This is a genomic window from Achromobacter sp., assembly GCF_050285585.1.
Classification (GTDB): domain Bacteria; phylum Pseudomonadota; class Gammaproteobacteria; order Burkholderiales; family Burkholderiaceae_B; genus Achromobacter.
In genome coordinates this window covers 1-24,231 of record NZ_JBLZXF010000002.1, presented here as the reverse complement: position 1 = coordinate 24,231, position 24,231 = coordinate 1, and the positions used below count along the sequence as shown (strand labels likewise).

24 protein-coding genes are annotated in these 24,231 nt (G+C 68.2%); 14 read left to right on the top strand and 10 right to left on the bottom strand.

From position 1 onward, the window contains the following. Positions 1-36 precede the first annotated feature (36 nt). Genes ACN6PJ_RS03340 through ACN6PJ_RS03325 form a run of 4 tightly spaced genes read left to right on the top strand, consistent with a single transcriptional unit; the run spans position 37 to position 4,435 of the window. On the top strand, positions 37-2,214 hold the full coding sequence (locus ACN6PJ_RS03340) for a TonB-dependent receptor (RefSeq protein ID WP_427994490.1): 2,178 nt from the start codon (positions 37-39) through the stop codon (positions 2,212-2,214). Between the two features lie 10 nt (positions 2,215-2,224). Continuing rightward, positions 2,225-2,512 carry a hypothetical protein gene (locus ACN6PJ_RS03335; RefSeq protein WP_427994489.1) on the top strand — a complete coding sequence of 96 codons (288 nt, stop codon included), beginning with the start codon at positions 2,225-2,227 and terminating at the stop codon, positions 2,510-2,512. Then, the gene (locus ACN6PJ_RS03330; protein ID WP_427994488.1) at positions 2,499-2,789 is read left to right on the top strand and encodes a hypothetical protein; all 291 of its coding nucleotides are present in this window, start codon (positions 2,499-2,501) and stop codon (positions 2,787-2,789) included. The genes ACN6PJ_RS03335 and ACN6PJ_RS03330 overlap by 14 nt, the downstream gene beginning before the upstream one ends. 11 nt (positions 2,790-2,800) lie before the next feature. Beyond that, entirely contained in the window at positions 2,801-4,435 is a 1,635-nt protein-coding gene (locus ACN6PJ_RS03325; RefSeq protein WP_427994487.1) for a PepSY-associated TM helix domain-containing protein, read from the top strand. 52 nt (positions 4,436-4,487) lie between these two features. Here the strand turns inward: ACN6PJ_RS03325 and bla are convergent, their stop codons facing one another. Next, a complete protein-coding gene (gene bla, locus ACN6PJ_RS03320) occupies positions 4,488-5,384 on the bottom strand; it encodes a class A beta-lactamase (RefSeq protein WP_427994486.1) in 897 nt (298 codons plus the stop codon). Positions 5,385-5,484: 100 nt separating this feature from the next. Between bla and axcR the strand changes: the two genes are divergently transcribed. Continuing rightward, positions 5,485-6,345 carry a putative beta-lactamase transcriptional repressor AxcR gene (gene axcR, locus ACN6PJ_RS03315; protein WP_427994485.1) on the top strand — a complete coding sequence of 287 codons (861 nt, stop codon included), beginning with the start codon at positions 5,485-5,487 and terminating at the stop codon, positions 6,343-6,345. Between the two features lie 16 nt (positions 6,346-6,361). Here axcR and ACN6PJ_RS03310 read toward each other — a convergent pair whose 3' ends face one another. Then, positions 6,362-7,111 (bottom strand): class I SAM-dependent methyltransferase, encoded by a 750-nt coding sequence (locus ACN6PJ_RS03310; RefSeq protein ID WP_427994484.1) that lies wholly within the window; start codon positions 7,109-7,111, stop codon positions 6,362-6,364. Positions 7,112-7,226: 115 nt separating this feature from the next. After that, positions 7,227-8,183 carry a LysR family transcriptional regulator gene (locus ACN6PJ_RS03305; RefSeq protein WP_427994483.1) on the bottom strand — a complete coding sequence of 319 codons (957 nt, stop codon included), beginning with the start codon at positions 8,181-8,183 and terminating at the stop codon, positions 7,227-7,229. A gap of 104 nt (positions 8,184-8,287) precedes the next feature. Between ACN6PJ_RS03305 and ACN6PJ_RS03300 the strand changes: the two genes are divergently transcribed. The 6 genes from ACN6PJ_RS03300 (at position 8,288) to ACN6PJ_RS03275 (ending at position 13,620) form a co-directional block, all read left to right on the top strand. After that, positions 8,288-9,307: an aldo/keto reductase gene (locus ACN6PJ_RS03300; RefSeq protein WP_427994482.1), complete on the top strand. Its 1,020-nt coding sequence runs from the start codon at positions 8,288-8,290 to the stop codon at positions 9,305-9,307. Between the two features lie 22 nt (positions 9,308-9,329). Further along, positions 9,330-9,755 carry an SRPBCC family protein gene (locus ACN6PJ_RS03295; protein WP_427994481.1) on the top strand — a complete coding sequence of 142 codons (426 nt, stop codon included), beginning with the start codon at positions 9,330-9,332 and terminating at the stop codon, positions 9,753-9,755. A gap of 160 nt (positions 9,756-9,915) precedes the next feature. After that, positions 9,916-11,100 (top strand): MFS transporter, encoded by a 1,185-nt coding sequence (locus tag ACN6PJ_RS03290; RefSeq protein WP_427994480.1) that lies wholly within the window; start codon positions 9,916-9,918, stop codon positions 11,098-11,100. Between the two features lie 98 nt (positions 11,101-11,198). Continuing rightward, entirely contained in the window at positions 11,199-12,167 is a 969-nt protein-coding gene (locus ACN6PJ_RS03285; protein WP_427994878.1) for a TIGR03571 family LLM class oxidoreductase, read from the top strand. After that, positions 12,160-13,278 carry an alkene reductase gene (locus ACN6PJ_RS03280; RefSeq protein ID WP_427994479.1) on the top strand — a complete coding sequence of 373 codons (1,119 nt, stop codon included), beginning with the start codon at positions 12,160-12,162 and terminating at the stop codon, positions 13,276-13,278. The genes ACN6PJ_RS03285 and ACN6PJ_RS03280 overlap by 8 nt, the downstream gene beginning before the upstream one ends. Positions 13,279-13,281: 3 nt before the next feature. Then, entirely contained in the window at positions 13,282-13,620 is a 339-nt protein-coding gene (locus tag ACN6PJ_RS03275) for a MoaF-related domain-containing protein (RefSeq protein ID WP_427994478.1), read from the top strand. Between the two features lie 21 nt (positions 13,621-13,641). Here ACN6PJ_RS03275 and ACN6PJ_RS03270 read toward each other — a convergent pair whose 3' ends face one another. From ACN6PJ_RS03270 to ACN6PJ_RS03250, 5 genes are read right to left on the bottom strand one after another with little or no spacing between them, the layout of a single operon-like run. Continuing rightward, positions 13,642-14,364, bottom strand: coding sequence for an ABC transporter ATP-binding protein (locus ACN6PJ_RS03270; protein WP_427994477.1), 723 nt, complete (start codon positions 14,362-14,364; stop codon positions 13,642-13,644). Then, positions 14,361-15,095 (bottom strand): ABC transporter ATP-binding protein, encoded by a 735-nt coding sequence (locus ACN6PJ_RS03265; RefSeq protein WP_427994476.1) that lies wholly within the window; start codon positions 15,093-15,095, stop codon positions 14,361-14,363. Before ACN6PJ_RS03265 ends, ACN6PJ_RS03270 begins: the two co-directional genes overlap by 4 nt. Then, positions 15,092-16,039, bottom strand: a complete 948-nt coding sequence (locus ACN6PJ_RS03260; RefSeq protein ID WP_427994475.1) for a branched-chain amino acid ABC transporter permease — start codon at positions 16,037-16,039, stop codon at positions 15,092-15,094. Before ACN6PJ_RS03260 ends, ACN6PJ_RS03265 begins: the two co-directional genes overlap by 4 nt. Then, the gene (locus ACN6PJ_RS03255) at positions 16,036-16,899 is read right to left on the bottom strand and encodes a branched-chain amino acid ABC transporter permease (RefSeq protein WP_427994474.1); all 864 of its coding nucleotides are present in this window, start codon (positions 16,897-16,899) and stop codon (positions 16,036-16,038) included. The genes ACN6PJ_RS03260 and ACN6PJ_RS03255 overlap by 4 nt, the downstream gene beginning before the upstream one ends. A 29-nt stretch (positions 16,900-16,928) precedes the next feature. Continuing rightward, a complete protein-coding gene (locus tag ACN6PJ_RS03250; RefSeq protein ID WP_427994473.1) occupies positions 16,929-18,137 on the bottom strand; it encodes an amino acid ABC transporter substrate-binding protein in 1,209 nt (402 codons plus the stop codon). A 153-nt stretch (positions 18,138-18,290) separates the two neighbouring features. On the opposite strand from ACN6PJ_RS03250, the gene ACN6PJ_RS03245 reads away from it, so the two are divergent. Continuing rightward, complete coding sequence (locus ACN6PJ_RS03245) at positions 18,291-18,887, top strand: low affinity iron permease family protein (RefSeq protein WP_427994472.1); 597 nt, start codon at positions 18,291-18,293, stop codon at positions 18,885-18,887. Positions 18,888-18,930: 43 nt separating this feature from the next. On the opposite strand, the gene ACN6PJ_RS03240 is transcribed toward ACN6PJ_RS03245, so the two are convergent. Then, on the bottom strand, positions 18,931-21,012 hold the full coding sequence (locus ACN6PJ_RS03240; protein ID WP_427994471.1) for a PIG-L family deacetylase: 2,082 nt from the start codon (positions 21,010-21,012) through the stop codon (positions 18,931-18,933). Between the two features lie 116 nt (positions 21,013-21,128). Beyond that, positions 21,129-22,001: a LysR substrate-binding domain-containing protein gene (locus ACN6PJ_RS03235; protein ID WP_427994470.1), complete on the bottom strand. Its 873-nt coding sequence runs from the start codon at positions 21,999-22,001 to the stop codon at positions 21,129-21,131. 117 nt (positions 22,002-22,118) lie between these two features. Between ACN6PJ_RS03235 and trpB the strand changes: the two genes are divergently transcribed. Both trpB and trpA read left to right on the top strand, forming a co-directional pair. Further along, the gene (trpB, locus tag ACN6PJ_RS03230) at positions 22,119-23,327 is read left to right on the top strand and encodes a tryptophan synthase subunit beta (protein WP_427994469.1); all 1,209 of its coding nucleotides are present in this window, start codon (positions 22,119-22,121) and stop codon (positions 23,325-23,327) included. Next, positions 23,324-24,109: a tryptophan synthase subunit alpha gene (gene trpA / locus ACN6PJ_RS03225; RefSeq protein WP_427994468.1), complete on the top strand. Its 786-nt coding sequence runs from the start codon at positions 23,324-23,326 to the stop codon at positions 24,107-24,109. Before trpB ends, trpA begins: the two co-directional genes overlap by 4 nt. Positions 24,110-24,231: the final 122 nt, after the last annotated feature.

Sequence of the window (24,231 nt, the reverse complement as noted above, 5' to 3'; positions counted from 1 at the left end):
AACTCATTCTTATTTGCATGTACTGAGGGGTACGGCTTGGCTAATCAACGCAAATTCCCGCAGGGCTCGCGCGCCCGGCGGCTTACGCCTGGACTGGCGTTGTCCCTGGTTCTGCCCGCCGCGGGCGTTTGGGCGCAGGAGGCGGCGCCGACCACGACCCTGCAGGCGGTCACGGTCACGGGCGGGTCGATCGCGGATGCCGAGCTGCCGCCAGCCTATGCGGGCGGGCAGGTGGGGCAGGGCGCAAGACTGGGCCTGATGGGCAACCAGGACGTGATGGACACCCCGTTCAACGTCACCAGCTATACCTCCGAGCTCATCGAGAATCAGCAGGCGCGCACGCTTGCAGACGTCATGGCCAACGATCCGTCGGTCCGGTTCACGACGTCCAGCGGGCACGTCTACGAAAACTTCCGCATCCGCGGTTTCGACGTCAACCAGAATGACGTGGCGATCAACGGCATGTACGGCCTGGCGCCCATGGGGCACGTTCCTGTCGAGTTCGTTGAGCGGGTAGAGGTGCTGAAGGGGCCGAACGCCTTGTTCAGCGGCATGGCTCCCAGCGGCGCGGTCGGCGGCACGGTGAACCTGGTGCCCAAGCGCGCAGGCGATACGCCCAATGCCGCGTTCGGGGTCGATTGGCAGTCCGACGGACAATTGGGCACGACGATAGACGCGGGCCGCCGTTTCGGCGCGGGCAATGAATGGGGCGCGCGCGTCAACGGCGCCTTCAGCGATGGGGCCACCACGCTGGACGGCCAATCGAAGAAGCGCGAGTTCCTCTCCGCCGGCCTGGATTATCGCGGCAGCGCGCTGACGGCCTCGATCGATGCCTATCACAGCCAGGAATCCTTCACCGGCGGCACTCCGGCCATGTTCTGGTTCGGGGGATCCGTCGTTCCCGAGGCGCCCGATCCCCGCATCAACCAGTTCAGCACGGGGTACGGCAGCGTGCAGAGCAATGCGGTAGTGGGGCGCGCCGAGTATCGTTTCAACGACAACGTGTCGGCGTTCGCAGGCGTGGGCAGGCGCGACAGCCATCAGTCGGGCCTCATCAACGGCACTCATGCGCGGCAGATCGACGCCAATGGCAACTTCACGGGATCGATCGTCGGCCAGCGCGCCTATTCCGACAGCACGTCGGCCGAAGGGGGGCTGCGCACCCGTTTCAGAACGGGCAGCGTGGGGCATGAACTCGTGCTGCAGGCCTCCATCCTGGACACCGAGGATGGCTCGGCCACCGGCACCGCCTCCACGTTCAAGTCCAACATCTACGATCCGATCGCGCCGGTGATGCCCGCGGTGCCGAGCTACGCGCCCAAGACGAGCGAGAGCACGCTTTCCAGCCTCGCGCTGGTCGACACCATGTCGTTCTTCGACGATGCGCTGCGGCTGACGGGCGGGCTGCGCAACCAGCGTGTCAAAACCCGGAACTTCGACAAGTCGGGCAACGTCACTTCCCGCTACGATGAGGACGCCGTGACGCCCGCCGTGGCCGTGGTCGTCAAGCCCTGGGGGCCGGACGTTTCCCTGTACGCGAACTACGTGCAGGGCCTGAGCAAGGGAGACAGCGTCACGGACACCGCGGCGGCCAACTTCGGGCAGGTCTTCGCACCGTACAAGACCGAACAGAAGGAGCTGGGCGTCAAATGGAACGCCGGGGCCTTCGCCAACACGCTGGCCTTGTTCGAAATCACCAAGCCCACGCTGGTCAGCGACGGTTCGCCCGCCAATCCCACCTATGCGGACGGTGGCGAGAAGCGCGTCCGGGGGATTGAATGGAACACCTTCGGCGAACTCACCCCCGAAGTCCGCGTGCTGGGCGGGGTCACGTATACGCAGGGCACGCAGACCAAGACATCCTTCGGCCGGTACGACGGCAACACCGCGGTCGGCGCACCTCGCTGGCAGGCGAACCTCGGGCTGGAGTGGGATACCCCTTGGGTGCCCGGCCTTACGTTCAGCGGCCGCGTGCAGGCGACCTCGAAACAATACGCGGACTCGGCCAACAAGCTGGAGATCCCGGGCTGGGGGCAACTGGACCTGGGCGCCCGTTACGCCACCAAGGTGGGCGGCCGCGACGTGGTGCTGCGCCTGAACGTCAACAATGTGTTCGACAAGCACTACTACGCCGGCATTTTCAGCGATACGACCCCGATCGCGACCCTGGGCCCCGCCCGCAGCGTCACCGCGTCCGTCAACGTGAGTTTCTGACCGGGTGGCCATGCAACTGCTCCACATACTGGGCCTGGCGGCCATATTCCTGGGCTGCTTCTGCGTTTATCGCGCCTCTCCGAACCAGCGTTGGCGCCGCGTGCCGTGGCCGGCCGCGCCCGCGCGGACCGCGGGCGTCGCCCTGCTGGCGCTCGGCGGCTGGGCCTGCCTGCGCGCCTATTCGGCCGTCGCCGCGGTGTTTGTGTTCTGCACGGCCCTGATGCTGTTCTTCTGCCTGATTCCCTACCTGGGCGCGCTCATCGGGCTGCGCAGGAGCGATTCGCATGAAAGCCGGTAAACCCGCTGCGATCCAGCGCGATTGGATATCCAAGACCCTGGCCGGCGCGGTACTGGGCTTTGCGCTGGCGATGGGAAGCAGCGCGCTGCTCGCGGCATTGACGGTCAGCGTGCCGCTGGTCACGCGTTCCCAGCTCGCCATGTGGCTCGTGCCTCCGGTCTGGCTGGGCGTGCTGAGCACCGTCTATTTCTTCGGCAGCGGGCTGCGCGCCTGGGCCTGGCTGGGCGCCGCGTGCGCGGCGCTTTATGGCGGCCTGTTCCTTGCCGGGGTGCTTTGAGGGGAAACGCCATGAGAGCCGACTACATACGCATCTACAAATCGGTCCATACCTGGACGGGCATCCTGGCCGGCATGGCGCTTTTCATCGCCTTCTATGCCGGCGCCTTGACGGTGTTCAAGGAGCCGCTGGCCCGTTGGGCATCGCCGCAATCGACGGTCTCGCGCGTGCCGCTGGAGGCGGCGCCGGCATTGATCGCGGGAGTCCTGAAGGCGCGGCCCGACGTCGCCAAGGGCTTCAGCATCCACTTGCAGGACACGGAAAACGCGCCCGCGAGAATGGGCTGGGAGGTCCGGGATTCGAAGGCGGACGACCATGACGAATCCTCGGTGCGGCACTATTCCGCCTATCTGGACGCGGACGGCGGAGTCCGCATGGAGCGGTCATCCGCCAGCGGGCTGACGTACTTCATAGACGTTCTGCACCGCGTTGTGGGGCTGCCCGTCGACAGCGACCCCAACCGCTGGATCATGGGCGTCATCGCGACGCTGTACGCGGTGGCGCTGGTGTCGGGCGTCATTGTGCTGCTGCCGTCGCTGGTGAAGGATTTCTTCGCTCTGCGGACCGGCAGGAACCTGAAGCGCATGTGGCTGGACGCGCACAATGTCGTGGGCATCGTGTCCCTGCCGTTCCACATCGTCATGGCGCTCAGTTCGGTCGTGTTCGCTTATCACGACGGCATCTACGACCTGCAGGACAAGTTCATGTACGGCGGCAAGCTGGAATCGGTGTTCCAGCGGCCCGGGGGCGCGGAGGCCCCCGGGGCCGCCCGAGACCCGGCCGCCATGCTCGCGCCGCTGGAACTGGTGGCGCGCACGAAAAACCTGGCGCCGAACTTCGAGCCGAGCATGCTGCAATACCAGCAGGTCACCGGGCCGCGCGCCATGGTGCGCGTATGGGGCAAGGACACCAGCGCGGTGTCGCCCAGGGCGCGCGGCGGCTTCGTGGCGATCGACCCGTATACGGGCAGGATCGTCAATACCGATTACCTGCCGGGCAAGCAGACCACGTCCAATCTCTGGGTCAGCAGCTTCTTCGCCTTGCACATGGCTTCCTTTGGGGGCGCGGCGGTGCAGTGGCTGTACTTCCTGCTCGGCCTGGCGGGCGCATGGCTGTTCTATAGCGGCAACCTGCTTTGGATCGAGACGCGCCGCAAGCGCGCCGATCGCAAGACGGGGGAGCCGCCGCGGCAGCGGCTGGACACCAGGCTGATGGCCTCGGCGACCGTTGGCGTGTGCCTGGGCTGCGTATGCGGGATTTCATTGATGGTGGTCGCGTCCAAGTGGCTGCACGGGCGCGTCGGAGACCTGAACGCCTGGTTGCAGGGGATTTATTACCTGGTCTTCTTTGCCTGCCTGGCCTGGTCGTTTCTGCGGGGCGGAGCCAGGGCGGGCGCGCATCTGCTCTGGCTGGCCGCCGCCCTGACTTTCGCGATTCCCCTGACTTCGCTGCTGGGCGGCCTGTTTCCCCGGACGGGCGTGTGGGCGCATACCTCGGCGGCGCTGGCCGTCGATGCGACTGCATTGGCCGCCGCCGCGGGGTTCGCCTGGATGGCGAAGGCGGCCGCCCGGCGGATCGGCCAGGGAGCCATGGACAGCGTGTGGGCGCCGAGGCGGGCAAGCGCTTCGGCCTCGGCGGCGGGCTAGCCACGACGCAAGCGGGCGCCGCGCCAGAAGAATGGAGATCCGGCGTGGCGGGCTATCCCAGCGCGGCGACCAGCCTGCCGACCTCGGCGAGGATGCGGTCGCGCTCCGGCATGGGAACGCCGGCGGTTTCCAGATAGGCCGACACGACGATGGGGGCGCCGCCGGGCGCCTGCGCGAAGCCGGCGTCATTGGAACCCACCTTCGAGTAGGTGCCGGTCTTTTCGCCGATCTTCCAGTCCGCCGGAAAGCCCGCGCGCAGGCGCTTGCCGCCGGTCGTGTTGGCCAGGAGCCAGGACTGCAGCAAGCGCCGCGACGCCGGTTCCAGCGCCTGGCCGAACAGCAGGGTGTTGAGGGTGCCGGTCATGGCGCGCGGGCTGGTGGTGTCCAGCGGTTCGCCCGCATGCGGGCGGTTCAGTTCGGGCTCGTAGCGATCGTGCCGCGTGACCGTGTCGCCCAGGCTTCGGACGAACCGGGTCAAGGCTTGGGGGCCGCCGTAGCTCCGGTGCATCAGATTGGCCGCCGTATTGTCGCTGGTAGTGATGGTGGCCTCGCAGAGTTCGGCCAGCGTCATGCCTTGCGGTCCGACGTGCTGCCGGGTGACGGGAGCGTGTTCCTGCAGATCCGCCTTGGCGATGGGGATGCGCCGGTCCAGCCGGTCCTCGCCGCGGTCCGCGCGCGTCAGGATGTAGGCGGCGGCCAGCGTCTTGAACGAACTCAGCATCAGGAAGCGCTCATCGCCGCGGTAGCCGACGGTCTGCCCGCTGGCGGTGTCCAGAAGCGCGACGCCCAGCCGACCCCGGCTGGCGGTTTCCAGCGTGGCGAGGGCCTGGTTCAGCGTGGCCAGACGGTCGGCCGTCCATCGATAATTCTTATCCGTCCGGCCTCGCGCCAGCGCGGGAATCCAGCCGGCCAGCAGGCCGGCCGCCGTGAAGGTTCTTCTCGTAATCAAGGCGTTCTCCTTTGAAAAACGCTTGCATGCTAGGCGCTGGACGGCCGCGGGAACAAACGGGAATAATTGTGGCTATCCCATAGAAAAACTTATGCCGGCCATGGACCTCCCCCTGAACGCCCTGCGGGCCTTTCAAGTGTCGGCGCGGCATCTGAGTTTCACGCGGGCCGCGCAGGAGCTCAACCTGACGCAGGCGGCCGTGAGCCAGCACGTCAAGAACCTGGAGGCGAGGCTGGGCGTGGCGCTATTCCGGCGAGTGCCGCGCGGGCTCGTGCTGACCGACGAGGGCCTGGCCCTGATGCCGGTGCTGTCCGAGTCGTTCGACAGGATCGCGACGGCCCTGCGCGGTTATCGCGGCAAGGCGCGGCGGCAGGTCCTGTCGGTAGGGGTCGTGGGGACTTTCGCCGTGGGCTGGCTGTTGCCCCGCATGCGGGACTTCCAGGCCTTGAATCCGAACGTGGACCTGCGCGTCTTTTCCAACAACAACCGGGTCGATCTCGCGGCCGAGGGCCTGGACCTGGCGATCCGGTTCGGCGACGGCAATTGGCACGGCATCGATGCGCAGCCATTGCTGTCCGCGCCCTTGTCGCCCGTGTGCGCGCCCGCAGTGGCGGCGCGCCTGCGCGCCCCGCGGGACGTGCTGCGCGAGCCCTTGCTGCGCTCCTACCGGCCGGACGAGTGGCCCGCCTGGTTCGCCGCGGCCGGCCTGGAGCCGCCCCTGGTGCAGGGATCCATGTTCGATTCGTCCCTGGTGCTGGCAGACGCGGCGGCCCAGGGCGCCGGCATTGCCCTGCTGCCCGCGCGCCTGTTCGAGCGCGAGTTCCTGTCGGGACGCCTGTTGCGCCCGTTCGCGCTGGAGGTGGAGACGGGGAAGTACTGGCTGACCCGCATCGCCAGCCGCCGACCGAACGCCGCCATGCAGGCCTTCGGCGCATGGATGCAGGGCGTCCTGGCGGCGTAGCGCAAGATACGGCGCTTCAGCGCCGGGCTTCGATCAGATGGCGGGAGGCGTGGGCGATGAAAGGGATGCCCTGGCGCATCCTGCCGTCCAGCGCGCGCAGCGGGCCGAGATACTTCCGCACGGAGAAGTCCGGAACCCACCATACGCATTTGCGCAGGATCCAGACGACCGTGCCCACGTCGTGAAAGACCATGCGGCAACGCGCCAGGCGCAGGTCCGTGACGGTCAGCCCGGCCGCCCGCGCTTCGGCGGCCTCTTCATTCGGATCGCGCCGGGCGCGTTCGCGCGGCAGCGGGCCCAGAAAGTACTCGATCAGCTCGAACGCGGAGGCCGGGCCCACGTGCTGCGCGAAATAACAGCCGCCAGGCATCAGGACGCGGTGGATCTCCCGCCAATCCGGGCGCACCGGGTGGCGCGCCGTGACGAGGTCGAAAGCGGCGTCGGCAAAGGGCAGCGCGGCGCCGTCCGCCACTTGCACGACGTCCACGCCGCGCGCAGCCAGGCGCGCCTGGGCCTGGCGCGCGTTCGGCGGCCAGGCTTCCGTCGCGCACAGGCGCGGCGGAAAGCGAGGCGCTTCAGCCAGCACCTCGCCGCCGCCCGTATCAAGGTCAAGCGCGGACCGGGCCTGGGCCAGGCGCTGCGCCAACAGGCGCGCATAGCCCCAGGGCGGCCGTTCCTCGGTGGCGCGTCCGGCCAGCCAGCCGAATCCCCAGCCGGTCACATCGGCGGCCTCGGCCTCGGCGATAAGTTGATCGAAGGGTTTCATGGTGTCGAATGTCTCATGACGAATCAGCCGGAGCCGCAGGCGCCATTGCCCGAATGGACATGGAGCGCGGGAAACCGCAGCCCGCCGTTCGAAGACGCTATCTGGAGAATGGACGTCATCGCTCCAGGGTCGCTTCCGATTGGCGATGAGGCCGGGCCCCGGGTTCGTGCTCGCCGTCGGCGCCGACCGTCCGGATCAATGTCTCGCGAAAGGTCTGCACCAGAGGCCTCAGGTTGATTTTGTGCCAGGCCGCCCAGAGCGGCGTGCGATAGGAAAATTCGGGCAGTTCGCGCATGACGACGCCAGCCGGCGCCTGGTGGCGCAGGCTGCGCTGGACGGTGGTCACGCCGAGCCCCGCGGCGACCAGGCCCAGCGCGGCCAACGGTTCCGTGGCCTCCATCGATATCGTCGGCGTGAAGCCCGCCTTCGCGCAGGCGGCGATGAATGTGTCGTGGCGCAGCGCGCTTTCCTTGTGCATGACGCCGATCCATTTCTGCGCGGCGAGATCGGCCGACGTGATCTGCGCCACGTCGGCAAGCGGGTGCCCCACGGGCAGGACCAGCAGCATCGGGTCGTTGAGCACCTGGGCGGCTTCGAGATCGGGGTCGTCGGGCGAAGGAGGTTCGCAAACGAGCGCGATATCCAGGCTGCGCTGGCGCAACCCTTCCAGTTGCGTCTCCGACTGCTGGTTGTACAGCGCGATGTGCACCGCCGGGCGGCTGTCGCTCAACTCGCGCAACGCGTTCGGCAGCACGCCCGAATGCATCGCGTATTCCAGGTATCCGATGCAAAGGCCGCCCTCGTCGCCGCGGCCGAGGCGGCGGGCCAGGGATTCGAGCCGGTTGGCATGCGTCAGGAAGGCCTTTGTCTCCGCCAGGAACGTGCGCCCGTCGCGGGTCAGGCGGATCCGCTGCTGGGAACGCTCGAAAAGCACCAGCTCGAGCTTTTCCTCGAGCTGGGCGATCTGGCGGCTCAGGGGGGACTGGGAGATATGAAGCCGCTCGGCCGCGCGCCCGACGTGCTCCTCCTCGGCGACGGCGACGAAATAGTGAAGTTGGCGCAGATCCAGCATGTTAAGACCTTGAGTGACTCATCTTGTGCAAATTATGTCTTGGACAGACTTAAGTGGCAACCCTAGACTGCCTTCACCTCAACAAATCTGCACATGGAGCAATCATGAGCATCAAGGAAAAACTCGCCGGAAACGTACTGGGTTTCGGCACCGCCCCGCTGGGCAACATGTTTCGCGATATTCCGGAAGCGGAAGCCCAAGCCACGGTGGATGCGGCCTGGGAACAGGGCGTGCGTTATTTCGATACAGCCCCGTTTTACGGGGCGGGCCTGGCCGAAATCCGGCTGGGCGAAGCGCTGGCCCGGCACAAGCGCGACGAATACGTGCTCAGCACCAAGGTGGGCCGGCTGATCCTCGACGAAGTCGAGGACGCCAGCGCGCGGGCGCTCGGTGAAAAGAGCGGCCTGTTCGCGGCCGGCCGCGCCAACCGACTGGTCAACGACTATTCCGCCGACGCGACGCTGCGTTCCATCGACGACAGCCTCAAGCGGATGAAGACCGACCGTCTCGACATCGTCTGGATCCACGACATCGCCCAGGACTTCTACGGCGATGAGTGGCTGTCGTACTTCGAAGTGGCCCGCAAGGGCGCCTTCCGCGTCCTGACCCGCCTGCGCGAAGAGGGCGTGATCAAGGCCTGGGGCCTGGGCGTGAACCGCGTCGAGCCGATCGAACTGACGCTGGATCTTTCCGAAGCGCAACCCGACGGGTTCCTGCTTGCGGGCCGTTACTCCCTGCTCGACCACGAGCGCGCGCTGCAGCGCCTGATGCCGAAGGCGGCGCAACGCAAGACCGAGATCGTGGTGGGCGGCCCATACAGCTCCGGCATCCTGGCGGGCGGAACGCACTTCGAATACCAGGAGGCGCCTCCCGAAATCATTGCCAGGGTCGGGCGTATCAAGGCGATCGCGCAACGCCACGGCGTAGGCGTCAAGGCGGCGGCGCTGCAGTTCGTGCTGGCGAACCCCGCGGTGGCGGCCGTCATTCCGGGGGCAAGCCGGCCGGCGCGCGTTGCCGAAGACGCCGCCGCGTTGAAGGAAGCCATACCCGCCGATTTCTGGCACGAACTGCGCGAGCAGCGCCTGGTCGCCGCGAACGCGCCGCTGCCCGTCGACCGCATCTGATATTCGTCAGGAGGATTTCATCATGGCTAAAGCTTCTGCAATGATCGCGCTGCCGGTCGAACCCGGCAAGGTATGGCAATTGATCGGCGGCTTCGATGCGCTGCCCGACTGGTTGCCGTACATCCCGAAGAGCGAACTGAGCGAGGGCGGCCGCGTCCGCCATCTCGCCAACCCCGACGGGGACGCCATCGTCGAACGGCTGGAAGCCTTCGACAACGGCGCGCGCAGCTATACCTATTCCATCCTCGAAGCGCCGTTTCCCGTCACCGGGTACCGCTCCACGCTGCGCGTGGTCGGCACGGACGGCGACCGGGCCTCGCGGGTCGAGTGGTCTGGCGAATTCACGCCCGTGGGCGTCAGCGACGACGCTGCCTCGGAGTTGTTCGAGGGCATCTACCGGGACGGCCTGAAGGCGTTGGAGGCGACGCTGGCCGCCGCCCAGCCCTGACGTGTGGATGCGCGGCATTGTGCGCCTGGACGGCCCGCGCCGCCAGGCGCGCATTCATTATTGATTTGAATTCAAAAGAATTTGGACCATCCAGGGCTTAATCCACAAATATAAAGCGCGCACACTTCGGTCCATTCGAGAATTTCATTGGAGCGCGGTCATGCCTCTCGCCCTGTTTGCCCTGACTCTGGCGGCCTTTGCCATCGGCACCACGGAGTTCGTCATCGTCGGCCTCATCCCGACCATCGCCATGGATCTGGGGGTGTCCCTGCCGTCGGCCGGGCTGCTGGTCAGCTTGTACGCCCTCGGCGTCGCCGTAGGCGCGCCCATCCTGACCGCCCTGACCGGGCGGGTGCCACGCAAGCCGCTGCTGGTCGGCCTGATGGCGCTGTTCACCGTCGGCAACGTGGTGGCCTGGCTCGCGCCCGGCTACGCCACGCTGATCGTGGCCCGCCTGCTGACGGGCCTGGCGCACGGCGTGTTCTTTTCGGTCGGTTCCATCGTCGCCACCAGCCTGGTGCCGCGCGAGAAAGCGGCCAGCGCCATCGCCACCATGTTCAGCGGCATGACCGTGGCCTTCGTCACCGGCATTCCGCTGGGCACCTTCATCGGGCAGCATTTCGGCTGGCGCACGACCTTTCTTGCCGTCGCCGCGTTTGGCGTGATCGCCCTGATCGGCGCGCTGCTGCTGGTGCCGCGCAATATCCCTCACGCCGCGCCGGCGCCGTTGCGTCGCCAGGTCCGCGTGCTGCTGCAACCGCGCCTGCTGCTGGTCTACGCGATGACTGCCGTCGGCTATGGCGGCTCGCTGATCGCGTTCACCTTCCTGGCGCCCATTCTCGAAACCGTTGCGGGTTTCAAGCCGGACATGGTGGGGCTGGTGCTGCTGGCTTATGGCATATCGGTCGCGGCGGGCAACATCTGGGGCGGCCGCCTGGCCGACCGCCGCGGCCCGGTGGCCGCGCTGAAGATCATCTTCGGCTTGCTGGCCCTGGTCCTGCTGGTGCTTACGTTTACCGCGCCGAGCAAGGTGCTGGTGGTGTTGACCGTGCTGGCCTGGGGCGCCGTGGCCTTCGGCAATGTGCCGAGTTTGCAGCTCTATGTGGTGCGCCAGGCCGAACAGGTCGCGCCCGATGCGACCGACGTCGCCGCCGGCTTCAATATTTCCGCCTTCAACCTCGGCGTGGCGGGCGGATCGTGGGCCGGCGCGCTGGTGGTGGGCCACCTGGGCCTCGAGCACACGCCGTGGATCGCCGCGCTGGTGACGCTGGCCGCGCTGGGCCTGACCGTGCTGTCGGGGCGCCTGGACAAGCGCGCCGCGGCCGTGCGGCCCGCGCACGCCTGATCCCTCTTTCATCCATTCGACTTAGGAGCCATTCCATGAATATGCGGGAACGCAGCGGCCGCGACGCCGACGCCGACGCCAAGGCCCAGGGCCCGGCCATGCCGGACGCCCTGGCCCGCCTGGGGGCGGGCGGCTTCAGCGTCGGTATCGAGGCGCCGCTGGACAATGACTGGACGCACGCCGGCGAACAGGCTCGGCGCCAGGCCGGCCGCCTGCCCGGCGAGCCCGACCTGCAGCGCCATGCCGAATTGGCGCAACTGGCCGACCGGCTCGGCTTCCGCGCCCTGTGGGTGCGGGACGTGCCCGTCTACGACCCGTCGTTCGGCGACGCGGCGCAGGTTTTCGAGGTGTTTTCCTATCTGGGCTATCTGGCCGGCATCACGCGCGACATCCTGCTGGGCACCGCCGCCGTGGTGCTCCCGATCCGCGAGCCGCTGCTGACGCTGAAATCCGCGGCGACCGTGCAGCGCCTGAGCGGCGATCGCCTGCTGCTGGGCGTGGCCAGCGGCGACCGGCCCGTGGAATACCCGCTGTTCGGCCGCGACTTCGCGGGCCGCGGCGGCAACTTCCGCGAGCAGGTCGCGCTGCTGCGCGACGGCGCGCCGTCGCGCCTGCCTCCCGGGCTGGAGGTCCTGCCGCGGCTGGACGCGCCGCTGCCGCTGCTGGTTGCGGGCCTGGCCCAGCAAACCCCGGCCTGGATCGGTGAACACATGGACGGCTGCCTCGCCTATCCCGGCACACCCGACGATCATGCGCGGCGAGTCGCCGCCTGGCGCGACGTGGCGGGCGCCAAGCCTTATGCCACCTTCATCCATCTGGACCTGGCCGAACGCGCCGATGAGCCCATGCAACGCTGGCGTTTCGGCATGCGCGGCGGCCGCGAGGCGCTGAACGCCGAATTGCGCGCCCTGCGCGAGGCCGGCGTCGACCACGTCAGCCTGCATTTCCGCCGCAACCGGCGGCCGCTCGCCGAAACCTTCCATGAGATCGCCGAGCACGTGCTGCCCCTTTTCCACACCCCATCGCCGGCCGTGACCGCGGCCGCCGAGGAGACCTGCAATGCCTGATATCAAAGATCCGCTCTTCCAACCCTACTCCCTGGGAAGCCTCGAACTGCCCAACCGCATCGTGATGCCGCCGATGACGCGCTCGCGCGCCAGCCAGCCCGGCGACGTGCCCAATGCGCTGATGGCCGAGTATTACGCGCAGCGCGCCAGCGCCGGCCTGATCGTGAGCGAGGGCACCTGGATTTCGCCGCTGGGCAAGGGCTACGCCTGGACGCCCGGCATCCACACCCCGGCGCAGGTCGCCGGCTGGCGCCAGGTGACGGAGGCGGTGCATGCCGCCGGCGGCCGCATCTACGCCCAGCTCTGGCACGTGGGCCGGTTGAGCCACACCAGCCTGCTGGGCGGCCAGGCGCCCGTCTCTTCTTCCGCCATCCAGGCCGAAGGCGTCAATGTGTTCGTGGCCGAGAACGACGGCAAGCCCGGCTTCGTCCAGGCGTCGATGCCCCGCGCGCTGGACCGGACGGAAATCCGCGCCATCGTCGACGAATACCGCCAGGCGGCGCGCAACGCCATGGAAGCGGGATTCGACGGCGTCGAGCTGCATGCCGCCAACGGCTACCTGGTCAACCAGTTCATCGATTCCAACGCCAACAACCGCAAGGACGAATACGGCGGCTCGCTGGAGAACCGCCTGCGCTTCCTGGATGAAGTGGCCCGCGCGCTGGCCGAAGGCACGGGCGACGCCGGCCGCGTCGGCATTCGCCTGGCGCCGCTGACCACGCTGAACGGCTGCTCCGACGCCGATCCGGAAACCACCTACCTTGCGGCGGCCAAGCGGCTTGGGGAGATCGGCGTGGGCTACATCCACATCGCCGAGGCCGACTGGGACGACGCGCCGTTGATGCCGGTCGCGTTCAAGGAGCGCCTGCGCGCAGCCTTCCCCGGCACGTTGATCTACGCCGGCCATTACACGGCCGAGCGCGCGCGCGAAGCCGTGGCGCGGGGCTGGGCCGACCTGATCGGCTTCGGCCGTCCCTTCGTCGCCAATCCGGACCTGCCCGAGCGCCTGCGCATCGGAGCGCCCTTGAATGAACACGACCGCGCCACGCTGTTCGGCGGCGACGCGCGCGGCCTGATCGACTATCCCGCGCTGGAAGCGGCGGAGGCCTGAACCATGGAAAAACAATCTCCCGGCACCAAGCCGGTCTTCGCCGGGCGCAGCTTCCGAGTCGACTACGAGGGGCTGTCGGCGCACAACCGCTATTCCGAGGACGGAGAAACGATCCGCTACGAGATCGTCTCCGGCCCCTACGCCGGGGCGAGCGGCGAGGCGCGCTGCCAATGGCGGCAGGTCGGCGACGGTGTCTACGCGATCTCCTGGCAGGAGGCCGACGGCGCCACCGTCGTGCATCTGGACGACTTCGCGCAAGGTCGGTCGCTTGCCTACTTCACGGCAGCCGACATGAGCTTCCACCGCATGCAGGGGCCGCTGACGGCGCTGGCGGCGGACTAGGCCGTCGCTACGCTTCGGGCGTCAGGCTCCCAGGTACGCCTGTCGCACCTTGGGGTCGTTCAGCAGTTCCGCGGCCGGACCGCTGTGCACGATGCGGCCAGTCTCCATGACGTAGCCGCGGTCGGCGCCCGACAGCGCAAGGTGGACGTCCTGCTCGACGAGCAGGACCGTGACGCCGTCGCGCCGGATGTCGGCCAGGACGCCCATCAATTGCTCGACCACCACCGGCGCCAGGCCCAGGCTCATCTCGTCGATCATCATGAGCACGGGAGCGGCCATGAGCGCGCGCGCCATGGCGCACATCTGCTGTTCGCCGCCGGACAGGCTGCCGGCGAGCTGTCTGCGCCTTTCGGCCAGCCGCGGAAAGACGCCGTAGACTTTTTCCAGGTCGCGCGCGACGTCGGCCTTGGCGGTGCGCCGGTAGGCGCCCATGAGCAGGTTGTCCTGTACCGTCATGCGGTCGAACAGCTGGCGGCCCTCGGGCACCTGGACCATGCCGCAGGCGAAGGCCTGGTCTGGCGTGGCCTGCGACAGCTGGCGGCCATTCATCACGATGCTGCCGGTGCCGGGCAGCACGCGCGACAGCGCGCGCAGCAGCGTTGTCTTGCCGGCGCCGTTGCTGCCGACCAGCGCCACGATCTCGGCGCGCCGGACTTCGAGCGCCACCTCGTGCAGCACCGGCAGTTCCCCGTAGCCGGCGTTCAGGCCCTCTACCCAGAGCAGGGGGGCCGCGATCTCGTTCATGCTCGCTGCCTGCCCAGGTAGGCTTGCACCACTTCCGCGTCGGCCAGCACTTCGTCCGGGGCGCCGTCGGCGATTTTCTCCCCGTGGTGCAGTACCAGCAGCCGGTCCGAGAGGCTCTTGATGGCCTTGATGACGTGCTCGATGACCAGCACGCTGATGCCGGCGGCGCGCAATTTGCGTATCACCTCGATGACTTCGTCGATCTCGACCAGATTCAGGCCCGCCATGACTTCGTCGCAGAGCAATATCCGCGGCTGCATGGCCAGCGCCTTGGCCAGCTCCAGCCGCTTGCGGCCCGGGCCGCCCAGTTCCTCGGCGCGCTGGCCCGCCGCGCGGCCCAACCCGACGAAATCCAGGCAGGCGCGCGCCTGTTCGCGGGCTTTCGCCAGATCGGGCTGGCCGCCGCCGCGGCCGAACAGCGCGCCGACCGCGACATTGTCCAGCACGGACAGGCCGGGAAAGGGGCGCATGATCTGGAAGGTCCGGCCGATGCCCAGGCGGGCGCGGCGGTAAGCGGGCAGGTTGCCTATCGGCCTGCCCTGGTAGAGGATTTCGCCATGCGTCGGCTCGAGCGTGCCGCTGATCAGGCTCACCAGGGTGGTCTTGCCGGCGCCGTTCGGACCGATGAGGCCCAGGATTTCGCCTTCGCCCAGCGTGAAGCTGACCTGATTCACGGCCACCAGCCCGGCGAAGCGCCGCGTGACGTTGCGGATTTCGAGGATCGCCGTCATAGCTTGTGCGCCCGGATGTTTTCGATGAAGTAGCGCCATCCCGACTTCCTGTAGCGGCGCAGCAGGTCGGTCAGCCCGCGCGGCATCAGCACGACCGCGGCCACGATGACGGCGCCGAAGAACAGGCCGGCGGCGCTGGTTACCTCGCTGGACAGCAGCTCGGATATGGCCGACAGCGAAAAGGCGCCCACGACGGGGCCCAGTATCGTGCCCGCGCCGCCGAACACGGCCATGATGATCATCTTGACGTTCAACCCGATGTCGAAGGCGCTTTCGGGGTCCAGGAAGGTGATCCAGTAGGCGTAGATGCCGCCGGCCAGCGCGCTGAACGCACCGGACAGCGCGAACGCAGCCACTTTGTACAGGGTGGTGTTCACCCCCATGACGGCCGCGCCTTCTTCGTTCTCGCGGATTGCGATCAGGCCGAAGCCGAACTTGCTGCGCGTCAGCCAGGCGACGGTCAGCGTCGCCAGCACCAGCAGGCCGAGTGACAGCTCGTAGAAGAGCGGATCGTTGTTGAGCGGCGGCAGCACCAGGCCGATGTTCTGGCCGGCCAGCGCGATGTTCGAAACGATGGCCGTCATGACCTGCGCCAGCGCGAGAGTGGCGATGGCGAAGTAATGGCCGCGCAGCCGCAGCACCGGCAGACCGAGCAGCAGCGCGAAGGCGACGGCCAGCGCAACGCCGAATGCCAGGCCGACCGCGAAGGGCAGCTCCCACTGGACCATGGCGATGGCCACGCCATAGCTGCCCAACCCATAGAAAACGGAATTGCCGAAGGACGCGTAGCCGGTGTATCCGCCGATCACGTTCCAGCCCTGCGCGAGCACGGCAAGCAGCAAGGTATTGATGCCGAACTGCACCAGCACGTCCGATCCGTACCAGGGCACGCCGGCCAGCGCGGCCACCGCCGCCAGCGCCAGGATCGCGCGTCCGGCCTTCATGCCGCTCTGCCCAGAAGCCCGCTGGGCCGCAGGAACAGCACCAGCACCAGTATGCCGAAGCTCGCGACGTCGGCGAACGTGGGCCCCACATACAACGTGGTCAGCGATTCGATGATGCCCAGGAACAGGCCGCCCACCATGACGCCCAGGGGATTGTCCAGCCCGCCGATGATGGAAATGGCGAAACACTTCGCGGTCAGCGTCGCCCCGATGTAGGGATTGATCTGCGACACTGTGCCGTACAGCCCGCCGGCCGCGCCCGCCAGCGCCAGGCCCAGCCCGAACGTGACGGCGTAGAGATGGCGCGGCTCCACGCCATAGAGGCGGGCGGCCACGAGGTTCTGCGCGGTGGCGCGGATGGCGCGGCCCAGGCGGCTGTGCAGCAGGAACAGCCACATGCCCAGCGTCAGCGCCAGCGCCACGCCGAAGGCCGCCAGCCGCGCCATGGGCAGCGTCACCGGGCCGAGGGCGTAGCTGTTGCCCGCGTAGGGCGGGTTGATGGTGCGGAAGTCCGCCGAGAACGCGAGCTGCGCCAGGTATGTCAGCACGACCTCCAGCCCGAAGGTGATCAGCAGCGTGTTGAACATGGGCGCGCGCACGATAAGGTTCAATAGCCCGCGCTGCAGCGCATAGCCCAGGACGAATAGGGCCGCGGCCGTCACGGGCAAACCCAGGAAGGGGTCCACGCCCAGGTCGGTGTACAGGTACCAGGAGGCATACGCGCCCAGCATGATGAACGCGCCGTGAGCGAGGTTGACGATGTTCAGCACGCCCCAGACCAGCGCCAGGCCCTGGGCCATCACGGCATACAGGCCGCCTAGCAGTATGCCGTTGACGAGGATTTGCGCGAGCAGGTCCATCGCCTGATCCCGGGCCTCTGGCGGGCCGCCTAGCGCGCGTTCCAGGCCGGCATCGGGTATTTGGGCCGCGTGATGAAGCCCTTGGCGCCGTAGACCTCCGCCAGCTTGTCGCCCTGAATCTGGATCACAACCTGGGGCAGGTCGATCTGCCCGTGGGCGTTGAAGGCGATGGGGCCGTACAGGCTGTCGAAGCGGGTCTTGGCCAGGGCGTCGCGCACTTTCTGCGGATCCAGGCTGCTGGCGCTTTCCATGGCCTGGACCAGGGCTTCGACGTCGGCCACGCCGGACGCCGCGTGGTAGTCCGGTTCATAGCCGTACTTCGCCTGGTAGGCCTGCGCAAACTGTTCGGCGTCGCCGAACCAGCGGTCCTTCAGCGCCGCGGACGGCAGCCAGGCGGTCATGCCGAAGGCATAGTCCGCGTCGGCGCCGAGCGCCTTGCGGAAATCTTCCGAGGGCACGCCGACGGTGAACGAATACATGTTGGGCGCAACGGCGAGGCTCTTGGCCTGGCGCACGAAATTCAGGATTTCCGTCTCGTGTCCGGCCACCAGCACCGCGTCGATCCGCTTGCTTTTTATTTGCGAAAGAAGCGAGTTGAAGTCCGTGGCATTGGTGCTGTAGCGCTCGTCCATCGCGACGCGCAGCCCGGCCGCTTTCAGCAAGGGGCGCGTGCCCTGGGCGACCGACACGTCGAACGAATCGTCCGCATACAGCAGCGCCACGCTGGCCGGTGGCGGCTTGAGCGCCTTGAGCATTTCCACCGTGCTGCCGAAGTAATTGCTGGCGGGCGCCAAGGTGCCGAATATGTACTTGAACTTGCGCGAGAAGATCTGGTCGGACGCGCCGCCGCCCTGGACCATGGGCACCTTGTACTTTTCCGATACGGCGGAATCGGCCAGCGCGAAGTTGCTGGCGAACGGGCCGAGCAGCAGATTCACCTTGTCCTGGGTGACGAGCTGCGTGTATTGGCGCACGCTCAGGTTCACGTCCGATTGGTTGTCGTAGATCTTGAGCGCGAGCCTGTGGGCCGTTCCGCCGATCTTCACGCCGCCCGCGGCGTTTATCCGATCCACCGCGATCTGGTAGGCGTCGCGGTAATAGCGTCCTGTGTTGGCGACGGGGCCGGTCAGCTGGATGGAGGCGCCGAGCACGACGTCTGGCGCTGCGGGGGCTGCGGCTGCGCCCGCCGAGAGGACGAGGGCCAGCGCGGGCAGCGCATGCAATAGTCTCCGAGACATGATGATGTCTCCTTGTATTGGACCTTATGGGCTCCATTCTCGGACTCGCTTGGTTACGTTAACCTGAACCGCAGCTCGCAATCGGCCGTGGCGGCGCCGCGCGGGCACGACGCTTGCTGCAGGCGATCCGTGCCGTTACGTCCGGGAGGAAACATGGACGCGTCCCGTGCCCGAAGACATGGCCCGCCGCGACCGTCGGGCAAATCCGTCGCGACCTACTTCGACCACTTCGCCGCGGCGGTCACAGCGTGGGCGGGATCCTCGATCGCGTTTGGCCTGGCGGTCGCCGTGGTGGCGGCATGGGCCGTGACCGGTCCGGTTTTCGGATACTCCGAGACCTGGCAGCTGGTGATAAATACCGGCACGACCATCGTGACCTTTCTCATGGTGTTCCTCATCCAGCAGAGCCAGAACAAGAACGACCGGGCGCTGCATCTGAAGATCGACGATCTGCTCATCGCGCTGAAGGATGCGGACGAAGACCTGGTCGACGCCGAGCGCCTGGATGAGGACCGGCTCGTCGCGCTTGCGGCCGCGTTGACCGCGCACGCCAAGCGCATGGCGAGGGACAAGCGCAGGCGGCTGACGGACGAGCGCAAAGGGCAGGCGCGGGAAGAGGGCGGGCGCGTAGCCATGAAGACGGCGCGGCGCCGCGCCGCGGGCGGCGGGTCCGCGGCAAAGCGCCAGGCGGCGGGGCCGTCCGCTGCGCGTTCCCGCCTGAGGCCGAAGGGACGGGCGCGAGAGCCCTAGGGAGATGGCCCGCGCGGGCCGCGTTTGCGGCCCGCGCTTTCATTCATTGAACGGAGGTCGGGGCGGCCGTGCGCGAGGCCTGCGTAGGCATGCGTTCCACGGTCAGCGAGCCGGGGGCGCCGGCGGCGGGGCGCACTACCGCGGCCTGGTTGGCGTCGTTGGCGCCCAGATTGGGCAGATCCGAGGGGCGCGCGGCCACGGCCGCGAACGCGCTGCCGCCGCTGGACGGCACGCCGTCCAGCGTCAGGCTTGCCGCCCACATGCCGGCGCGGCGCGACAGCACCTGGTAGCGTTGCTGCCCGCCGTTGGTGCGGGCGACGACGTACAGCGTGCCGTCGATGATGTTGATCGCGGGCGGCGAAGCGGCCTCGGCGTCCAGCTTCGCCGGCTTGCCGTGTTCGACGAGCCAGAGCTGCCCGCCCGCGCGTTCCAGGAACGCGAGCACGACATTGCCCTGGCCGTCGGCGCCGATGGCCGGGCGTCCGATGTAGGGCACGCCCAGATCGGCCGGAGCGCTCCAGTCCATGTCGAGGTCGGTCGTGTCGCCAGTTTCCAGCAGCCGGGTCAGGTGATTGTTCGCGCGCTGGCGGAAATAGAGCTCGATGCGGTCTTCATGGTTGCGGATCGCCGCCAGGCCGCCCGCGGCGGTCGGCGCCGGCACCGGGCGCCATCCTTGCCATTCGGGACGATGGCCCCTGGCGGCCGGCAATTGACGCGTGTAGAAAAGTTCGCCCTTGGACGTGATCGCGAAGACGACATAGCGCCCATCGGCCCCGCGCGCCGCGGCGGGGCCGCCGGTGGCGCCATCGAGCAGCGGCAGGTCCTGCCAGGTGCTCCAGCCGCCATCGATGCCGGAAGGCGCGATCCAGTGGAGCCGGTCGTCGTAGCCCAGCGCCACGGCGGCGGCTTCGCCGCGCGGCGCCACGGCAGGGATCTGCGTCACGCGCACGCCGCCCAGCGCCTGCCAGCCTTGCCAGGTGCCGTCATGGCGCTGCTTGTTCGCCCACACGCCGCCAAGCGGATCGCGGGCCATCAGGCCGGCGGTGCCGTCGGCATGGGTGAACGAGACCAGCGGCCCGCTGGTGCGCCCGCCCAGGCTCTGCCAGCGGCGCTGGCCGGAATCCCAGCGGTTGACGGCGGCATTGGTTTCTCCGGCCGCGAACACCACGAGGCCGCCGCGGCCGTCCGGGTACAGCTGCGGCGTCATGTCCTGGCGCGATACGTAGTACGCGCGTTGCACCCAGGCGGCGGCGGGCCCTGCGGGTTCCTTGCAGCCGGTGGGCCCGGCGCAATAGTGGTAGTCGTTCCAGGCGTAGTGCTGGAAGATCACCGACTTGCTGGCGATCTCCGTGTCGGTGAGGTTGCTGGCGCGTTCCTGGCTTGGGTAGTCGATGTAGCCCGTCTCCGCGTAGTTGCCCGGGACGCGCACCATGGCTTCGCGCACCAGCCGCGCGCTGGCGATGTGGTCCGGATGGCCATGGCCGGCGCAGCGCCAGCACAGCTGGGTATAGGGCACCGCGATCGTGTCGTCCAGGTGGCGCACCGTGGTGGGGGCGTACTGGCGGATCACGTCCGCCAGGGTGCCGATCAGTTGTTCGCGCGTGTAGGACTCGGCATAGGGGCCCAGCGTCTCGACGCTTTGCCCGGGTTCCGACTCCGTGCGGCTCAGCGGCGTCAGGCTGCCCCAGCCCTTGCCCAGCCAGGGGTCCTTCAGGCGCATGTGCCAGAGCTGGACGCGCGGGTTCCCCTGCAGCGTGAAACGCGCGAAGTGATGCCCGCCGGCGGTGCCGGCATCTTCCTTCCAGACGTCGGGCTCGTGCGCCATGTAGGCATAGGCGGCGCGCACGCCGCGCTCGCGGCCCAGCATGTAGCTTTCGCCTTCGCCCGCGTCGCTGGCGGTCAGGTAGACGACGCGCACGCAGCCGCCCGCCTCGATGTTGGAGGCGATGTCCGGATTCATGAACAGCAGATCGTCATCCAGATGGGCCACGAACGCCAGGTCCTTGATGCCGTGGCATTGCGTCAGCGTGGGAGGGGAGGCGAACGCTTGGGGGGAGAGCAGAACCGCGAGCGTAGCGAATAGCGCCTGGCCAACGGGGCGCAGCAAGGCCTTCAGAACGTGCATAACGGGGCGCGGCAGAAAAGGCGTCGCGCGGCAGGGGGTTGACGAGTCGAAAAGTATAGCGGCGACGGACGGCGGGCTGGTGACGGGATATGGGGTCGGATAACCGGCGCGCGACGCTAGCCTGCGCTTTCCAGCAGCCAGCCGCGCAGCCGCTCCAGGGCGGCGTCTGCGCGTGCGGGGTCCTTGCGCGTGCACAGGCTGAAGGCCGCGCCGCTTTCGACGAAGCCCAGCGGCGCGGCCAGCCGGCCCCGGTGCAGATCGGTCTCGACCAGCACCGAAGGGGCGATGGCGATGCCCAGGCCGGCTGCGGCGGCTTCGAGCATGTGGCCCAGGTGGTCGAACTCGCGCCCGGGCCGCCTGGAGGCGAGCGGAAGGCCCTGGCATGCCGCCCAGTCCTGCCAGGCGTCGGGCCGGGATGTGGTGTGCAGCAGCGGCGCGTCCAGGACGTCGGCCGCACGCCCGATGCGATCGGCCCAGGCAGGGGCGCAGACGGGGCCGATGGTCTCCGCGAAGAGCGGGGTGACGGCCCATTCGCGCGGCCAGTCGCGGCCCGCGAGGATCAGGGCGTCCACCCGCTGGGTATTCAGCAGGCTGGGGTCTGCCGCCGTTTGCAGCCTTATCCGGATGTCCGGATGCCGCGTTTCGAAGCGTTCCAGCCGGGGGATGAGCCAGTTGGACAGGAAGCTGGCCGGCGCGCCCAGGGCCAGTTCCGCTGGCTGCGAGCCGCGCTTGAGCTCGTCGCAGCGGCGTTCGAGCAGGTCGAACGCTTCCTGGGTGGCGCGCTGCAGATCGAGGCCCGCCGCCGTGACGTGGACGCCGCCCGCGCGGCGCTCGAAGAGCGGGCAGCCGAGCCAGTCCTCCAGTTGCCGGACCTGCTGGCTGACCGCGCTATGGGTAACGCACAGTTCCTTCGCGGCAAGCGTGAAGCTGGAGTGGCGGGCAGCGCCGTCGAAGAACCGCAACGCGTTCAGGGAAGGCAGGCGTCTCATGATATAGGTATTAGCTGTACTTACACGAATTCTAAACAAATCATTGATTCAAATAAGTTTTTCATGAAGATAGCATAAGCATGAATGTCGCCTTATCTGCCACGGAGCCCGCGATCCATGCCATTCTCCAGCCACCCGGCCGTTCCCGACAGCCTTGGCCAATTCGGCCCTTACGGCGGCCGCTACATGCCCGAAACCCTCATTCCCGCCCTGGACGAGCTCGAACGCAGCTTCAGGGCGGCCTTGTCGGACGAGGATTTCTGGCAGGCCTACCGGGGGTTGCTGGCCGACTACGTCGGACGCCCGAGCCCCTTGTTCCTGGCCCGGGGCATTTCCCAGGAACTCGGGGGCGCGCAGGTCTATCTCAAGCGCGAGGACCTCAATCACACCGGCGCCCACAAGATCAACAACTGCCTGGGGCAGATCCTGCTTGCCCGCCGCATGGGCAAGCGACGCATCGTCGCGGAAACCGGCGCCGGCCAGCACGGCGTGGCGACCGCGACGGTGTGCGCCCTGCATGGCCTGGATTGCGTGGTGTACATGGGCGCCGAAGACATGGCGCGCCAGGCCGTCAATGTGCGCCGGATGCGCATGCTCGGAGCCGAGGTGCGCGCCGTGCATGCCGGGACGGCCACCCTGAAGGATGCGATGAACGAGGCCCTGCGGGACTGGATCGCCCATCCCGCCGACACGTACTACCTGCTGGGCACCGGCGCTGGGCCGCATCCCTATCCCTGGCTCGTGCGGGAGTTCCAGAAAGTGATCGGCGAGGAGACGCTTCAGCAGATCCTGGCCAAGACGGGGCGCATGCCGGACGCCATGGTCGCCTGCGTGGGCGGAGGCTCCAACGCAATGGGGTTCTTCTATCCCTTCCTGGAATCGGCGGACGTGCGCCTGTACGGCGTCGAGGCCGGGGGCCTGGGCCTGGCCAGCGGCGCGCACGCGGCCAGCATCACCGCGGGCCATGCGGGCGTGCTCCACGGTTGCCGCAGTTACTACCTGCAGGACGAGGACGGGCAGATCCTGAATGCGCATTCGGTGTCGGCGGGGCTCGATTATCCGGGCGTGGGCCCCGAGCATGCGTTGCTGCATGACCGCGGGCGCGTGGCTTATGTGTCCGTGACGGACGAGGAAGCCGTATCCGCCTTTCACTGGCTGACGCGCTCGGAGGGCATCCTGCCCGCGCTGGAAAGCGCCCATGCGCTGGCATACGTGCGCGAGCTCGCGCCGCGGATGGGGCGCGACGAGGCCCTCGTCGTCTGCCTGAGCGGACGCGGCGACAAGGACCTGGACACGGTTACGCAATTTGGCGAGGTAGCGGCATGACACGGCTGGACCACACCCTATCGGCGCTGCGCCAATCCGGCCGCAGCGGCCTGGTTACCTATTTCGCGGCGGGCGATCCCGATTCCGGCGCCTGCCTGGACCTGCTGCGCGGCCTGCCCGAAGCGGGCGCCGACGTGATCGAGCTGGGCATGCCGTTCAGCGATCCGGTCGCCGACGGCCCCATCCTGCAACGGGCCAACGCCCGGGCGCTTGCGGGGGGACAGACCTTGAAGCGCACGCTGGAACTGGTGCGCGACTTCCGGGTGTCGGAGAAGGGTACGCCGCTGGTGCTGATGGGGTACCTGAATCCCATCCTGCGGCACGGCGCAGGCGCCTTCATGGCGGACGCCGCGGCGGCAGGGGTGGACGGGCTGATCATCATCGATCTGCCCATCGAGCATGCCGGCGAAATCGGCCGGCAAGCGCGCGCTCGCGGCATTCACCTCATCCGCATGTCCGCGCCCACTTCCGAGGACGCGCGCCTGGCGCAACTGCTGGCCGATGCCAGCGGATTCGTCTATCACATCATGCTGGCCGGCACGACGGGCGCGGCGCTGCCGGACGAGCGCCGCATCGCCCGGGACCTGGACCGTCTGCGCGCGCATACGCGGTTGCCCGTCGCCGCGGGCTTCGGGGTGCGCTCCCCGGAAGCGGCGCGGCTCGTCGGGCGGCACGCGGACCTGGTGGCGGTCGGCTCCCGGCTTGCCGAAGTGCTGGCGGAGCGCGGCGTCGCCGGGGCGCTGGAGGAGGTGCGCGGGCTGGCGGCCGCCTTGCGCGGATGAGGCTGCGGCGGCGGGTGTCTCCGTCCGGCCCGCGCCTTCCCGCGCGCTCAGGCGGGCGGCTGGCCGCCGGTTTCTTCCATGAGGATGGGAATCGCCAGGTTGCAGGAATGGATGCCCATGAC